The organism is Aromatoleum tolulyticum (assembly GCF_900156155.1).
GTDB classification, from domain to species: Bacteria; Pseudomonadota; Gammaproteobacteria; order Burkholderiales; family Rhodocyclaceae; genus Aromatoleum; species Aromatoleum tolulyticum.
Window position 1 is genome coordinate 131,038 of record NZ_FTMD01000008.1, and the last position, 14,258, is coordinate 145,295.

The window sequence follows — 14,258 nt, forward strand, 5'->3', positions numbered from 1 at the left end:
GCTGTCAGGCCGCCTGCCTGAGTTCGCGGGCAAGTGCCTTGTCGGTCTTCATGATGTGGTTGACCAGCCAGTCGCGCAGGAAACTCAGCAATTCGGATGACAGCGCCTGTCCGGCGTCGAACCGGGCCTTGTGCGCGAGTACGTCGGCGACGAGCTGCTTGTGCTGCTGCTGGTGCCGGAAGAAATCGGGGTAGTTCGCCTTCTTCATCAGGTCCTCCTCGAAGCCGAAGTGGAACGCGGTATAGCGGACCAGTTCGTCGAGGACCGCGCCGATCGCGCTGCGCTCCTCGCCGCGCTGCATCGCGGCGTTCACGGCATTTGCCAGATCGATCAGCTTGCGGTGCTGCGCGTCGATGTCCGCGTGGCCGGTCGCCAGCGCGCCGTTCCACGCCATGACCGGCGCGATCGCGGCGCGATTGGCGTTCTTCGCGGGTTCGAGCGTGCGGCCGAGGTGCGAGAAGAAACCCAGTCGTTGCAGCAGGCTGGTCGAGTGCGTCTCGAGCTTGGCCGCGGTACCGGAGGTCTCGCGGATGATCGCTTCGGTCTTCTCCGCCGCCGCAATCATGTTCGCGACGCCCTGCACGATCTCTTTCGCCTCGGTGCTCTCCTTGGCGGTCGCTGCAGCGAGTTCGGTAATCTTCTTCAGTGCGTCGTGCGATTGGTCCTTGATCCGGCGGAGCATGTCCGCTGCATGCTGCGCTTCGGCGACGCCGCTTTGCAGCTCGGGCGAGATCTCCGCCATCTGGGTCACCGCGGCGCTCGTGTCGGACTGGATCGTGCCGATCATGCGCGTGATCTCGGCGGTCGCGGTCGCCGTGCGCTCGGCAAGCTTGCGCACCTCGTCTGCGACCACGGCGAAGCCGCGGCCCTGTTCGCCCGCACGAGCGGCCTCGATGGCGGCATTGAGTGCGAGGAGATTCGTCTGGTCCGCGATCTCGGCGATGGTCTTCGCAATGCCCCCGATCCCGCGCACGCTCGCGACCAGGGATTCGATCTGCGCGGCCGAGGTCGTCACGGACTGCACGATCCGGGTCATCTTTTCGGAAGCGCGGCCGACAAATTGCTCGCCGCTGAGCGACAGCTCGGCGACGTCGCGCGAGTCGGCTTCGGTGTCGGCTGCGAGCTGGGATACGAGGGCGATGTTGCGGTCGATCTCGTGGATTGCCGTCGCGACCTCGTGGTTCGTGCTGGCCTGCATTTGCAGCGTGAGCGCCATCTCCGTGGTCTGTCCGGACATGCGCCGCACGTCCGCGGACAGTTGCTGCGCGTCACGCGCAACGTCGTCGATCACGCCCCGCAGCGTGTGTTGGGCGGCTGCCGCATGTCCCGAGATGCTGTCGGCGGCTGCGCCGTTATTCGCGGCCACCGCGAGCCGGCCGCCGGACAAGCCGCTCAGCAATCCTGCGACGTGCGACAGATCGCCACCGAGCCGGCGCAGTGCGAGCGCCCGGGCGGCAACGAGGATCCCGCCGTGCGCGATGCCAAGCATCAGGACGATGGCTGCGGCGTATGGAGCGAGCACAGGAATGAACTGCAGGCCGGCCGCTGCTGCGGAGCTCAGCACGACAGCGAGGATTGCGGGAAACAGCAGGCAGGTGCCGATTTGCGGAGTCTTCGCCATTGCATTCGATCCTGAGGACAGGTAACAAAAAGTTACGAACGCAGTATATCTTTTGTTATAACCATGCCGTCGACCCCGTATTTACCCTACGTTGTTCGATCGTGGCGGGGTACTTGTACGATCCGAAACCGTGCGGTATATTCCCGGCTCTTCGCCGTTGTAGCTCAGTTGGTAGAGCAACTGATTCGTAATCAGTAGGTCGAGTGTTCGATTCACTTCAACGGCACCATAGATTCAAGCACTTAGGCCAATCCTTCGGGGTTGGCCTTTTGCTTTCCGGCTGCGGAGCGGCCCGCGTGTCGCGCGATACGCCGGCCGCAGCCGATTTCCCGCCGATACTTCCCATGCCCGATGCATCCGGTTCTGCCACGCGCGACGGTTCCGCATGATGTGGGGGGGCTGTTCATTTGTCACGAGGGGCCAGGGAGGGGCGAGGACCCGGGAGGCCGCGCGGGGACTGGGATTCGGGGCGATTTCGGGGGGCGTCGGATTTGCGACGGATTCCGCGCGGAATGCTCAAAAAATGGGCAGATTCGCACCGGATTTGACATGCGATCGTTACTGGATCGGCACGGAATGAGCGGCGGCGGGGAAAAGTAACGGGCCTGGGGTTATCCACAGGCCCGTTTTGTATGGGGCGGCGGCTTATGCGTCGCGGGGGGCGGCCGGGAATTCGGGCGGTGCCGGCTCCTTGCCCATGATGTAGCTGTGGGTGCGGCGCAGCTGGTCGGTCGAGAGGTCGGCGAGGGACTCGAGGCTGAAGTTCTTGCGGATGTAGGACTTGTAGGCGTCGGCGTCACCGAGCTGGTTCTTGCAGCGGGCCTTGATGGCGCTGATTCTCGAGCGCCGCCAGTCGTCGTCCTTCGACGGCGCCGAGGGCATGGCGCGGAGCTTGGCCATTTCCTGCTTGATGAACTTGACGACCAGGTCGAAGCGCTCGGCGGGAATGAGGTGGTACGAGGTGACGCCGGCCTTGCGGTTGATGCGGATCCACGCGGCAGCGTCGGTCAACGGCGCACGCTTGATGCTGTTGTGCAAGGCGATCCAGTCGATGCGCAGCGCGTTGATGCGGGCCTTCTGCTCCTCGGTAACGACCCCGTCGCCGGGCGTGACGACAACGCGAGGCCGTGGTGGCCGCGCCACGGTGTAGTTGTTTACGTCGCCGCCCACGATCTGCCCGCTGACCGCGCCATTGACGGTGATCTGCACGGACTTTGCAGCGGCTGACCTGCGCCGTGGAGCGGGCGTCGCGCCCGCCTTGAAGAGCTGCAGGATCTGTGCGGTTTTTTCTTCTTCCGACATACGTTCCCCTGAAGATGCGGCGCTCAGGCCGCAGATTTGACGAGTTTGAGCACCCGGTCGCGGGTGATGGACGGTTCCTGGTAGAGGTCGTAGACGGCCAGCACCAGCTCGGCCTTCTTGTCGGGCGCCATGACGCGCCGCGTGGCGGCGAGCCCCTCTTCGACCGTGGCGAGCGCGAGCTGCAGGCGCCCCTGGTCGAGGCCGGCCGCTGGCGCGGCGCCGGCCGCGCGCAGCTCGGCGCGGGTCTTGGGCGGACGGCCCGTGGCCAGCCAGTCTATCGAGACCCCGCCGACATTAGCCATCGCTACGAGGTTCTCCAGCCCTGGCAGCTTCTCTCCCCGCAGGTAAGCGCCGAGGAGGCTGTCCGAGAACCCGCACTCCTTCGCAAACCACACTAATTTTCTGTCACCGATCGTCTCTCGAAGTCGGTCTTTGAACTGTTCCGATTCAGAAGAGCGAATCGGAACCGCCGTCGTTTTCAAATCGGAACTGTTCCGATTTTCCTTAAGTGTTGATCTTGCAGGGCTTTTAGTCATTTTTGCTCTCCGCTACAAAAAAGCGGAAATCGGAACGCTCAATGGTGGTTGACAGACACCACTATAGAGCGAATAATTCAACACAACGAAACGAAACCTAACGGAAGGATAAGCGATGGCGGCAGCTGTTCCAAAAGGAAAACGCGTGCGCTCGCTCAAGGAAGCGAGGGAGGCGTTTCACCGCTCCGGCAAGACGGTGGTGGCGTGGGCGAAGGAGAACGGCTTCACCCCGGCGCTGGTGTACATGGTGTTGTCGGGGCAGCGCCGCGGGTTGCGCGGGCAGAGCCACCGCATTGCGGTGAAGCTCGGCATCAAGAACGGCGTGATCGATGAGGCGCCGGTTTTTTCACACGAGGAGAAAGACGATGGAACTGAATGAACTGCGGGTGGATGTGATTCGGCTATGCGAGCGGGCGGTGTACGCCGGGTGGGGTTTGCATGTGCTGCGCGCGCTGTGGGCGATGGCAGAGCAGCCGGTGCCGGAAAAAGAAGAGGATCGGCTGAACCTGCCGATGCAGAGCGTGAGCTACGAGGCGTTGTGCCTGCGCCTGAATGGCTACATGCGGCTGGCGGCGGTGGATAGCCTGGCCAACCTTTCCGACGCGGATAGGGTGAAGGTTGGCGGCGTGATCCTGCTGGCGATGGCGAACCGCATTTTTCTGCCGCACGTGCCGGCCGAGCACGCGGCACGCCAGCCGACCGAGGCGCTGCTGGGGCATTTTTCGGCGTGGCTGGTGGACGGCGCGCCGGCGGAGCAGTACGTGGCGGAAGCCTACCGCTACCGCAGCCGCTTCGGCACGACCGTCACGGCGATCCGCACGGACCCGGAGTACGAGGAGCTGTTCGACGCCATGCCGTCGGCAGGGCTGGACTACGCGATGGGCGAGGGGCACTGGGATTTGTCGAGCCACTGGCACGGTTTCGGACGCTTTCTGGCGGCGCAGGGAGCCGACTGGCAGGCGCTGAGAGTGCTGGAGCAAAAGGCCGACGGTGTCGAGTTCGTCAGCGATGACGAATATGGCAACGACGAGGCGCATGCCGCGCTGCTCGGCCTGCTCGACGCGCAGCGCGATGGCTACGTCGATGTGGCGTTGAAGCCGCATGACGCGGCGCTGGCGGAGCTGGTGGACGGGGTGCTGGCAACGCTGCGCCGCGAGCCAGCGCGAGCCGCGTGATCAAACAACCCAAGACCGTGACCGGAGAGTAGGCATGCTTGACCCGCACAAGGGCTGGTACAGCGCGCAGGAGCTGGCGGGGCTGCCGGGGATGCCGACGACGGATCGCGGCGTGAAGAAGGCTGCCCAAAAAAATTTGTGGGCTAGTCGCTCAAAAGAGCGAGGCAAGGGCCTCGAATACGCCCTGACCGCCCTGCCGGCCGAAACGCAGCAGCATCTCCTCGGGCTGGTGCTGGACCAGTCGGCGGCGGCGAAGGCGCCGGCCCTGCCCGCCCCGGCGCGCCAGAACCTGCCGGCGGTGCAGGCGCCGGGGGAAGTGGTGACGGTGCGCGGACAGGTGCGCAAGGCCGCCGGCGAGCAGCTCGACGACTGGGGGCGCCGCTACCAGGAGGCGGCGCTGATCCTGTGCCGTGCAGTGGAGGCGGCGATGGCGGCGGCGGACTGTTCGGTGAAGCGGGCGTGCACGGAGCTGGCTGAGCGGCTGGTGAGCGGCGAGGCGCGCATCGAGCTGCAGGACGCGGCGCTGAAAACCTACCTCAAGCCGCGCAAGACGGGCGGGCCGCTGGGCGGGGTGACGGCGCAGCTCGGGCGGCTGCAGCGGATGATGGCCTTCTACGAGCAGGGGCGGCTGGCCGGGGACGTGGGGCTGTACCTGGTGCCGGGCAAGCGCGAGAAGACGGGGCACGACCCGGTGCATGTGATGGCCTTCCTGATCTTCTTCTGCGTGCCGACGCGCCCGCCGGTGGCCGATGTGCACCGCAAGATTGTGCCGTACCTGGCCGAACGCGGGATCGAGGCGCCGAGCTATGCGACGGCGGTGCGCATCGAGCAGAGCCTGCCGGTAACGGTGAAGTACCGCGGCCGCATGACGGGCAGCGAGTGGCGGGCGCTGCGGCCGTACGTCGAGCGCGACGTGTCGATGTTCAAGAGTAACGACATCTGGGTGGGCGACGGCCACAGCTTCAAGGCGAAGGTGCAGCACCCGATCCACGGCCAGCCTTTCACGCCGGAGATCACGGTGATCATCGACTGGGTGAGCCGCAAGATCGTGGGCTGGAGTGTGGCGCTGGCGGAGTCGACGGTGGCGGTGTCGGACGCCTTCCGCCATGCGCAGTCGGTGACCCGCGCCCGGCCGCTGGTCTATTACAGCGACAACGGCAGCGGGCAGACGGGCAAGCGGCTCGATTGCCCGGTGGCGGGCACGCTGGCGCGCCAGGGCATTGCGCACGAGACGGGCATCCCGGGCAACCCGCAGGCGCGCGGGATCATCGAGCGGCTGTGGCAGGTGACGTTCATCCCGCTGGCACGCGAGTACCCGACCTGCACGTGGCGCGGGGCGGACGAAAACGCGACCACGAAGATGCTGAAGCTCCTGAACCGCAAGGATCAGGGGGGCGTGCGCATCCCGAGCTTCCGCCAATTGCTGGATGACGTGGCGCGCGTGGTCGATGAGTACAACCTGCACCACGCGCATCGGGAGCTGAACGGCAACACCCCGGAGGACGAGTATCAGGCACGGCTGGACCGCGATTCGATCGTGTTCGGCCCGACGGATGCGGAGCTGGCGGCGCTGTGGCTGCCGGAGGTGGTGCGGGTGCCGCAGCGCGGCCGCGTGAGCCTGTTCGGCAACGCGTACTGCAAGGCCGATCTGGTGGAGCTGCTGCCCGAGGGGGCGAAGGTGCGGGTGCGCTATGACCTGCACGACGCGAGCACGGTGCAGATCCTGACGATGGAAGGGGTGTTTCTGGGCGTGGCCGACTGGGAAAGCCACAGGGAAGCGGCCTTCCCGGTGCCGGAGATGGACCGGCTGCGGGCAGCGCGGGCGGCCGGCAAGACGCGGCGTGGCGAACGGATCATCGCCGAGGCGCAGGCAGAGCTGGGCGAGGTGTTCGACCTGACGCCGATGGTGCCGGCCGCGCCAATTGACCTGGTGGGGGCGATCAGCGACGAGGAGCTGGCGGCGATGGAAGCGCGCCGGCCGCAGGGCGAGGCGTTGCCGGACCTGCTGGCGCTGGCCGACGAGGCGCCCGAGGCGCCCGACGAGATCCCGGCCGCGACGATGGATTACCTGCAGATGGCGACCTGGCTGGCGGGCGACGCGCTGGACGCGGACGCCGACGAGGACGGGCCGGCCGATCAGGCCCCCAGAAAAGACAAGGCCGCCGGGTAGCGGCAACCCCCGACGGCCGATTTCGGAACACGACTTCGAAACACAACACAAGGGAGCTTACATGAAACACCTGTTCGTGAAGACGGAGAACCACCGGCGCTTTCTGGCATCGGTGTCGATGCTGGAGAACCGCGGGGCGATCGAGCGCTGCCTGCTGCCGGTGAAGGGTAAGCCGGGCGTGGGCAAGACGCGTGTGGTGGACAACTGGGGCAGCGCGGTGGATGCGGTGTTCCTGGAAGGGATTCCGGGCATGAGCCTGCGCTACCTGAAGGATGCGTTGAAGGCCGAGACGGGCGTGAAGGAGCGCTCGGGGTTCGCGGAGTTCCTGGCGCTGGTGGAGTTCTTCAAGAACGAGCACGGTGCGCCGCGCCCGATCATCCTCGACGAGTGCCAGCACGGCTTTCACAACAAGGCCGAGTGCATCGAGTACCTGCGCCGGCTGGCGGAGAAGGCGGGGACGATCCTGGTGCTGGTGTGCCACACGAGCGAGAGCTACCTGCTCGACAGGTACGACCACATCAAGACGCGCATCGGCTGCGTGTGCGAGTTGCTGCCGCCGAGCCTGGAAGACTCGGCCCTGTATGCCCGCGAGCAGTGCGAGGTGGGGCTGGACGATGCGCTGATTGCCGAGGTGCACAAGCAGAGCGGCGCGCGCTACCGATTGATCTCGGACGCGCTGGCGAACCTCGAGCGTATCGCGGAGAAGCTGGGCAAGCGCTCGCTGGTGCTCGCCGACGTGCAGGGCCTGCCGTTGTGCCAGGACTGGGAGCGCGCGCTGAAGGCGGCGCCCAAGCGTGCCGCGGCGCCGCTCCACCTCGCGCACGGGGGTAAGAAGTGAGCGTGAGTGCACAAGCCGTATTGGTGGAGATCGTGCGCGGCACGGTGCAGCTGCCGGCGATCGCCGCGGCGGTGGGCGGCGGCAGCAAGGCCGTGGTGATGGCGGTGCAGCGCCTTAAGCGGCGCGGGCTGGTGACGGCAGTGGCAACCGGCGAATACGCCCCGACCGAGGCCGGTCGGATGTTTCTGGCCGAGGGCCGGCAGGTGGCAAGCGGGCAGGGAAAGCGCCTGCACACGCGGACGCGAGGGCTGCGCCAGCGGGTGTGGTGGGTGCTGCGCGCGCGCGGCACGGTGAGCCTGCCCGACCTGCTGTCGACGCTGTCGGACGGCAGCGAGCGGGATGCCTGCGCGAACCTGTCGGCGTACCTGCGGGCGCTGGAACGGGCGGGGTTTGTCGCGGTGCTGGAGCAGCGCCACCCTGGTCACACGCCCACCAGCAACGGGTACAAGCGTTACAGGCTGGTGCGCAATAACGGCCGGCAGGCGCCGGTGGTGCGGCAGGCGCACGGCGTGGTGTTCGACCCGAACAGCGGGGAGACGTTTGCGATCAGGCGGGGCGCGGCATGAGTCCCGCGCAGGTGCTGCTGCGCGCCCAAAGGGCCGCGGGCAAGACGCTGACGCAGATCGCCGCTGAGATCGGCTACAGCCGCACCGCGGTGTCGCTGTACCAGGGCGGCAAGTACGACCGCGACGCGGCGCGCCTCGAGGCGGCAATCGTGCGGGCGTATGACCGGCGCGTGTGCCCGCACTTGGGCGAGTCGGTGGAGCCGGAGCTGTGCGTGCGCAAGGCGCTGGCGCCCAAACCTTTCGGCGGCTCGGCCCGCCTCACCTGGTGGATGCGCTGCCAAGGCTGCGCCCATCGTCCGGAGGAATCATGAACCTGACCGAGTTTTGCGAAAAGCGCCTTCTGCCCGTGGTGCTGGCGTTTGCCTGCGGCGTGCTGGTGATGGACGTGGCCGACGCCCGACGCGTGGAGGAAGCCCGGTCGCAGGCACAACGTGCGGTGGATCTCGCCGTGCAGTTCCGCGCGCTGTGCGGCGATGAGGAGCCGGCAGAGGAAGTGGCGTTCGTTGATCCGGTGCAGTTGCAGGGGGCGACGCGATGAAGGCCGATAGCTATGGCACCCCGACCGAGCAGGCGCGGTACCGGATGGGCTGGATGACGCCGACGGAGCGCAAGAAGGACGGGCAGCAAAACCGTTGTGCTACCTGCCGCTACTTCCATTTCGAGACGGTGACCAGTGGCTGGGGCGGAGTGAACCTGAAGGCGCGTTGCGGTCATCCGATGGCCGCGGGTGAAACGGGGCACGCGACCAGGGAAAACGCCGTGTGCGCCAAGTGGGAGATCAAGGCATGACCACGCCTGCTGATCTTCACGGCCGCATCCTCGCCAGGATCGCCAAGTCGACCGGTCAGCGCCCGTCGCGCGCGGCCGACGTGCTGGCGATGGTCGGCGGTGCCGAGCCGGGCTTCTGGGCCGCGGTGGAGCAGCTGTACCGCGAGCGGCGCATCAACACCGCGCACATCCAGAAGAAGGGCGACCCGGAACCGTGGCTGGCGCTCTGGCCGACCGGGCTGCCACCGAGCAGCTCCGGCTGGACGAGCAACAGTCATACCGCGCTGTTCGTGAAGCCGCGGGCGGATGACCTGTTTCAGGCCTTTGCACCGCGCAGCGCCCCGAAACCCGCCGTTGCGCCGAAGCCGGCGCCGGCCAAGAAAACCGAAACAAAAAAGGAGCCCGTTATGGATACCCCCACCAACGCCCGCCGCGCTCATGGAACGCTGCAGGCCGAGCTTGCGAAACACCTAACCGGCGTGAGCAAGGCCGACTCGTGGCGCGTTTCGCAGCTTGCAGAAAAGATGTTCGACGACCCGCAGAACATCCGCTTCGCCCTGAAGGCCTTGGTCGCCAAGGGAGAACTGGCCGTGATCGAGGTCCAGAACGGCGGCCGGACGGCGGCGGCGTACTACGACCCGGCGACGGAGCCAGCCCCGGAGGCGGCGCCTGCCTCACTGCCGGAGGAGCCGGTACCGGCTGCCGTCGTCACTGCTGCAGCCGAGGTGCTGACGACGATCGCCGAGGCGGCAGCGCCCGCGCCCGTCGAACCCGAGCCGGCCGCGATCGCACCGACTGTGGAACGGCGCGCGCCCACCCCCTTGTATCGGGCCGGTGATCTGACGGTGATGGAAGTTGCCGAGCCGCCGGCGCCGGAGCGCGTGGAGTTCGCACTGTGGGACGACGGACGACTGACGATCGCCGCCCAGAACGAAATCCTTCTGATCCCCGCGGACGCCACCAAGCGCCTCGCGCTGCTGCTCGGCGTGCCGGGCAATCAACCTGTTTCCAACCTCGGAGCCTGAACCGATGAGCACCACCGACACCGCCGTCCCGGACGGCTACATGCGCAACGCTGCCGGCCACCTCGTGCCCCGCGACCAGGTGCGCGAACAGGATCTGCTGCGCGACGAGATCGCCCGCGAACTGTCCGGACTGGCGGTCGCGCTGAACCAGCAGCTGGCCGCTTTCAAGGCGCGAGCCCTGAACGACATCGCCGACCTGGTGAAGATCGCCGGTGAGCGCTACGAGGTCACCCTGGGCGGCAAGAAGGGCAACGTCAGCATCACGACCTACGACGGGCGCTACAAGGTGCAGAGGTCGGTCGCCGAGCGCATCACCTTCACCGAGGAGCTGGAGGCCGCCAAGGCTCTGATCAACAACTGCATCGAGCGCTGGAGCCAGGGCGCCAACCCGCACATCCGCGCCCTGGTCGATCGCGCGTTCCGCACCGACTCGAAGGGCCAGATCAAGACTGCGGCCGTGCTTGAGCTGCTGCGGCTCGAGATCGACGACGAGGAATGGATAAGCGCGATGGAGGCCATCAAGGATTCCATCCAGAGCACCGGGACTGCGATCTATGTGCGGGTGTACGAGCGCATCGGGGACTCGGACCAGTACCGGGCGATTCCGCTAGATCTGGCGGCGGTTTGAGGAGGTCCATGATGTTCTTCAAGAACCTGATGATTTACCGCCTGCCGGCGCCGTGGGCGATGACCGCCGAGGACTTGGCCGAGCAGCTCGCACGCAAGGGCTTCCAGCCCTGCGGCAACCAGGATCAGGAGACACGCGGCTGGGTGTCGCCGACCGGTGACGAGTTCCTTTTGCATCAAGTCGGCGACCAATGGCTGATCGCACTGGGCTTCGAGCAGAAGCTGCTGCCGTCGTCGGTGGTGAAGCAGGAAGCCGAGGTGCGCGCCGAGGCGATCGCCGAGCAGCAGGGCTACAAGCCCGGCCGCAAGCAGATGAAGGATCTGCGCGAGCAGGTTCTGCAGGAGCTGCTGCCGCGTGCGTTCGTCCGCCGTACCAAGGTTTTCGCGTGGATCGATCCGGTCGACGGGTGGCTCGGGGTCGATGCCCCCAGCCAGACGCGGGCCGAGGACGTGCTGGAGGTGTTGCGCCAGACCCTCGACTGGCTGCCGCTCGCGCTGCTGCGCACCGAGCTGTCGCCGACCAGCGCAATGGCCGACTGGCTCGCAGGCGGCGAGGCGCCGGCCGGCTTCACGATCGACCAGGACTGCGAGCTGCGCTCTATCACCGAGGACCATGCCGCGGTGCGCTACGTGCATCACCCGCTCGAAGGCGAAGAGGTGCGCGGGCATCTGACGGCCGGGAAGCTGCCGACGCGCCTGGCGCTGACCTTCGATGACCGCGTGAGCTTCGTGCTGACCGAGAAGCTCGAGTTGAAGCGGCTCGACTTCCTGGACCTGGTGAAAGAGAAGCTCGAGGAACAGGGCGCCGAGGACGCGGCTGCGCTGTTCGACGCCGGCTTCGCGCTGATGACGGGCGAGCTGCGGCGTCTGCTGGCGGCCGTTGTCGAGGCGCTTGGCGGCGAGCTGCGGCCGAACGACGGCTGAATCGAATTTGCGAACCGCAGGAAACCGTCGGGCACATAACGGAACCAGCCGGTACGGAAAAAGCAAAGAGCCGCCAGGGGCAACCCGAAAAGGCAGCCGGGAGCCGGCAACCCTTACAAACTTTGGAGCATTCGAAGCATGAACAAAGCCGAACTGATCGACCGCATCGCCGCCTACACCAATCTGCCCAAGGTGGCAGTCGAGTCGATTCTCGACGCGCAGGGCAAGGTCATTGCCAACCATTTCGGTCTCGCCGCCGGAGCTTGCGATGCCGAGGTCGTATTGCCCGGCCTGGGCAAGCTGAAGACCAGCACCCGCGCCGCGCGCACGGGGCGCAATCCGCAGACCGGCGCGGAGATCCAGATTCCCGAGCGCGTCGCCGTCAAGTTCTCGGCCGGCAAGGTGCTGGACGACATCCTGAACCCCTGACCCGGCTGGCTCGATGGCCTCCGCAGTTTCGTTACTGCACGGGGCCATCCGGCGAGACGAGTAACGCCAACGGAGGCCGACATGCCGCTGATTGCCTATGTCCTGCTGATCCCGGCTGCGGGGATCGTTGATGGCCCCCTGGGGCTGCTCATGTTCCTTGTCGCGGCGATCGGTATCGCCACCCTGAAACCCGGAGATTGAAGATGCTTACGAAGGAACAATGGGCGCAAGTCGAAAGCGACCTTTCGCACCCGTATTGCCCCGTCAAACTGCGCTGCGACGATCACGAGATCACGCTCAAGGTCGAGCGCGAAAAGGGGTTGAAGTATGTGGTCTCCGTCTATGTGGACGGCTGGATCAAGGGCGAATGGTTCAAGGGTGAGCCGGAGTATGTGCGCAAGTTTTGGCGCGAGCATTGCTCGTTCCTGTGGAAACCCAAGGAGCGGGCCGAGGCCGCCAAGCGACTGAAACAGCGGGGGCTTCCGAAGGACATCCGCGACTGGTACCGCGGCGTCGCCGAGAAGAAAACCGATCCGATGTGGTTCCCGCACTGGCCAAACGCGAAGGCCCTGTGTCGCCACCTGCGCAAGACCTGCACGACGGTCGAACGCATCCAGTCGGAGGCCTGACCATGGCGGCATCCGCTCCCCTCGCTGCCCAGATTGCCAAACGACGCAGCGCGATCTGTGCCACCTGCGCCAAGCTCGGCATCGACGAAGATGCGCGCAGGTTGCTGGTGAAGAACCTGACCGGCCATACGAGCCTGAAAGACTGCACGATGGGGCAGCTGTCCGAGGTACTGGACCACCTGAACCGCGGCAAGAACGGCTATGCGGGGCGCAGGCGCACGATGCCGACGGCCGATCGGGCGCCGCTGCTGGCGAAGATCGACGCGCTGCTGGCCGAGCTGCACCGCGTGACCGGCGAGGTGCATACGCTCAAGTACGCGGACGCGATCGCCAAGCGCAACGGCTGGGCGGAGTGTGTCGACTTCGCCGACCCGGTGGCGCTGAAGCACCTCGTCGGCGCGCTGCACCGTACCTTGCAGTTCAAGCTCGCCAAATGAAGCGGCCGGCGCCCCCGATCCTGGAATCCGACCTGCCCGCGACGGCGCGCGACTTGGTGCGCCTGGTGGGCTGGGCGAAGGCTGAGGCGCTGATCCGCGAACTGGGCGGGATTCCGTACCCGGTACCGAAGGCGGCAGACAACAACGCGGCCGGCGCGGCGCGCTTCGAGCGCCTGGCGGAGATCGTCGGGCAGCGCGGCGCCGAGCGCATCGTGGCGGAGTACGGCGGCGACGTGATGGAGATCCCGAACTGCAAGACGGCGATCGCGCGGGCACGGATGCGCGCGATGCGCGCGCGCTGCGATGCCGGTGCGACGCTGGAGGAAATTGCGATCGAGTTCGGCTGCACCACGCGGTGGGTGACTGAGGTGCTGAAGCGCCCGGACGACGGCGCGGGACGGGTGCTGGAACGGGGTGGGCAGATGGGGTTGTTCTGACGGTAGAATCCTGCGGCAATGCAAAGGAGATATGCCATGACGACGTGCCCGAAGTGCGGTTACACCAGGCAATCGACTGATGCCGCGCCGGACTACGAGTGTCCGAGCTGCGGCGTGATCTATCAGAAATTCCTTGAGGCTCAGGCCAAGAAGCGCCAACAGGCCGAGGAACAGGCCGCGCGCGATGCGGGCGTCGCTGAAGCTGCTCGAAAGCGGGAGGACGAGGCGCGAGTTGCCGAGGAAGACAAGATCAAGGCGAATCTCACGTCCTGCCGCGCCTGCAAGGGGGTGGTGTCGTGGGGGGCAAAGAGCTGCCCTCACTGTGGGCAGCGGAAACCTGCCGGCCCGAAGCCCGTATCGCGCCGGACACAGGTAATCGTTTTGCTTGGCCTCGTCGCAGTAATCGTGGCCCTGGCGAATGCCCCGAGGGACGGCAACGCAACTGACGATTTTTCGGCAACAGCTGCGTGCCAGAGCGTCATCAAACGCGGGCTGAAAGCGCCATCCTCTGCGAGTTTTGCATCAGGGAAGGATCTGGTGCGTCGGCGACCGGACGGATCGGTGAATGTCATCGGGTACGTGGATGCCCAGAACGGATTCGGGGCCACGTTGCGCAACGAATACGAGTGCGAGCTGGTCCAGAACGGCGGGGGTTTCAGCGTGAAGCATGCGGGAATGAACGGAGAAGTCCTCTTCTAGTTTCTCCCGTGCTAGAGTCCGACCCCGAGCCCCGCCCCGAGCGGGGCTTTTCGTTTCACCCGGAATCGCTTCCGC

General features: G+C 66.3%; 19 protein-coding genes and 1 tRNA gene. 17 read left to right on the forward strand and 3 right to left on the reverse strand.

From position 1 onward, the window contains the following. Positions 1-4: 4 nt before the first annotated feature. The gene (locus tag BW991_RS13425) at positions 5-1,621 is read right to left on the reverse strand and encodes a bacteriohemerythrin (protein WP_076602618.1); all 1,617 of its coding nucleotides are present in this window, start codon (positions 1,619-1,621) and stop codon (positions 5-7) included. A 153-nt stretch (positions 1,622-1,774) separates the two neighbouring features. Between BW991_RS13425 and BW991_RS13430 the strand changes: the two genes are divergently transcribed. Beyond that, positions 1,775-1,850, forward strand: a tRNA-Thr gene (locus BW991_RS13430). Positions 1,851-2,266: 416 nt separating this feature from the next. On the opposite strand, the gene BW991_RS13435 is transcribed toward BW991_RS13430, so the two are convergent. Both BW991_RS13435 and BW991_RS13440 read right to left on the reverse strand, forming a co-directional pair. Continuing rightward, positions 2,267-2,923: a hypothetical protein gene (locus tag BW991_RS13435; protein ID WP_076602619.1), complete on the reverse strand. Its 657-nt coding sequence runs from the start codon at positions 2,921-2,923 to the stop codon at positions 2,267-2,269. A 23-nt stretch (positions 2,924-2,946) separates the two neighbouring features. Continuing rightward, positions 2,947-3,459, reverse strand: a complete 513-nt coding sequence (locus tag BW991_RS13440) for a helix-turn-helix domain-containing protein (RefSeq protein ID WP_084205078.1) — start codon at positions 3,457-3,459, stop codon at positions 2,947-2,949. 115 nt (positions 3,460-3,574) lie between these two features. Between BW991_RS13440 and BW991_RS13445 the strand changes: the two genes are divergently transcribed. From BW991_RS13445 to BW991_RS13520, 16 genes are all read left to right on the forward strand, one after another. Beyond that, the gene (locus BW991_RS13445) at positions 3,575-3,838 is read left to right on the forward strand and encodes a DNA-binding protein (protein WP_076602621.1); all 264 of its coding nucleotides are present in this window, start codon (positions 3,575-3,577) and stop codon (positions 3,836-3,838) included. Then, positions 3,825-4,634, forward strand: coding sequence for a hypothetical protein (locus BW991_RS13450; RefSeq protein ID WP_076602622.1), 810 nt, complete (start codon positions 3,825-3,827; stop codon positions 4,632-4,634). Before BW991_RS13445 ends, BW991_RS13450 begins: the two co-directional genes overlap by 14 nt. A 34-nt stretch (positions 4,635-4,668) precedes the next feature. Continuing rightward, complete coding sequence (locus tag BW991_RS13455; protein WP_076602623.1) at positions 4,669-6,804, forward strand: DNA-binding protein; 2,136 nt, start codon at positions 4,669-4,671, stop codon at positions 6,802-6,804. A gap of 61 nt (positions 6,805-6,865) precedes the next feature. Then, entirely contained in the window at positions 6,866-7,642 is a 777-nt protein-coding gene (locus tag BW991_RS13460; protein WP_076602624.1) for an AAA family ATPase, read from the forward strand. 2 nt (positions 7,643-7,644) lie between these two features. Continuing rightward, positions 7,645-8,208 (forward strand): hypothetical protein, encoded by a 564-nt coding sequence (locus tag BW991_RS13465; RefSeq protein WP_139335935.1) that lies wholly within the window; start codon positions 7,645-7,647, stop codon positions 8,206-8,208. Beyond that, positions 8,205-8,519 carry a helix-turn-helix domain-containing protein gene (locus BW991_RS13470; protein ID WP_076602626.1) on the forward strand — a complete coding sequence of 105 codons (315 nt, stop codon included), beginning with the start codon at positions 8,205-8,207 and terminating at the stop codon, positions 8,517-8,519. Before BW991_RS13465 ends, BW991_RS13470 begins: the two co-directional genes overlap by 4 nt. Further along, positions 8,516-8,746, forward strand: a complete 231-nt coding sequence (locus BW991_RS13475; protein ID WP_076602627.1) for a hypothetical protein — start codon at positions 8,516-8,518, stop codon at positions 8,744-8,746. Before BW991_RS13470 ends, BW991_RS13475 begins: the two co-directional genes overlap by 4 nt. After that, positions 8,743-8,997: a hypothetical protein gene (locus BW991_RS13480; RefSeq protein ID WP_076602628.1), complete on the forward strand. Its 255-nt coding sequence runs from the start codon at positions 8,743-8,745 to the stop codon at positions 8,995-8,997. The genes BW991_RS13475 and BW991_RS13480 overlap by 4 nt, the downstream gene beginning before the upstream one ends. After that, a complete protein-coding gene (locus BW991_RS13485; RefSeq protein ID WP_076602629.1) occupies positions 8,994-10,001 on the forward strand; it encodes a hypothetical protein in 1,008 nt (335 codons plus the stop codon). Before BW991_RS13480 ends, BW991_RS13485 begins: the two co-directional genes overlap by 4 nt. 4 nt (positions 10,002-10,005) lie before the next feature. Beyond that, a complete protein-coding gene (locus tag BW991_RS13490; protein ID WP_076602630.1) occupies positions 10,006-10,629 on the forward strand; it encodes a DUF3164 family protein in 624 nt (207 codons plus the stop codon). Positions 10,630-10,640: 11 nt separating this feature from the next. Then, a complete protein-coding gene (locus BW991_RS13495; protein ID WP_076602737.1) occupies positions 10,641-11,552 on the forward strand; it encodes a recombination-associated protein RdgC in 912 nt (303 codons plus the stop codon). Between the two features lie 138 nt (positions 11,553-11,690). After that, on the forward strand, positions 11,691-11,981 hold the full coding sequence (locus BW991_RS13500; RefSeq protein ID WP_076602631.1) for an HU family DNA-binding protein: 291 nt from the start codon (positions 11,691-11,693) through the stop codon (positions 11,979-11,981). Positions 11,982-12,184: 203 nt separating this feature from the next. Next, positions 12,185-12,610, forward strand: a complete 426-nt coding sequence (locus tag BW991_RS13505) for a hypothetical protein (RefSeq protein ID WP_076602632.1) — start codon at positions 12,185-12,187, stop codon at positions 12,608-12,610. Between the two features lie 2 nt (positions 12,611-12,612). Further along, positions 12,613-13,047, forward strand: coding sequence for a phage protein GemA/Gp16 family protein (locus BW991_RS13510; RefSeq protein WP_076602633.1), 435 nt, complete (start codon positions 12,613-12,615; stop codon positions 13,045-13,047). Continuing rightward, positions 13,044-13,484 carry a Mor transcription activator family protein gene (locus tag BW991_RS13515; protein ID WP_076602634.1) on the forward strand — a complete coding sequence of 147 codons (441 nt, stop codon included), beginning with the start codon at positions 13,044-13,046 and terminating at the stop codon, positions 13,482-13,484. Before BW991_RS13510 ends, BW991_RS13515 begins: the two co-directional genes overlap by 4 nt. A 36-nt stretch (positions 13,485-13,520) precedes the next feature. Next, positions 13,521-14,183, forward strand: a complete 663-nt coding sequence (locus tag BW991_RS13520) for a hypothetical protein (RefSeq protein WP_076602635.1) — start codon at positions 13,521-13,523, stop codon at positions 14,181-14,183. Positions 14,184-14,258: the final 75 nt, after the last annotated feature.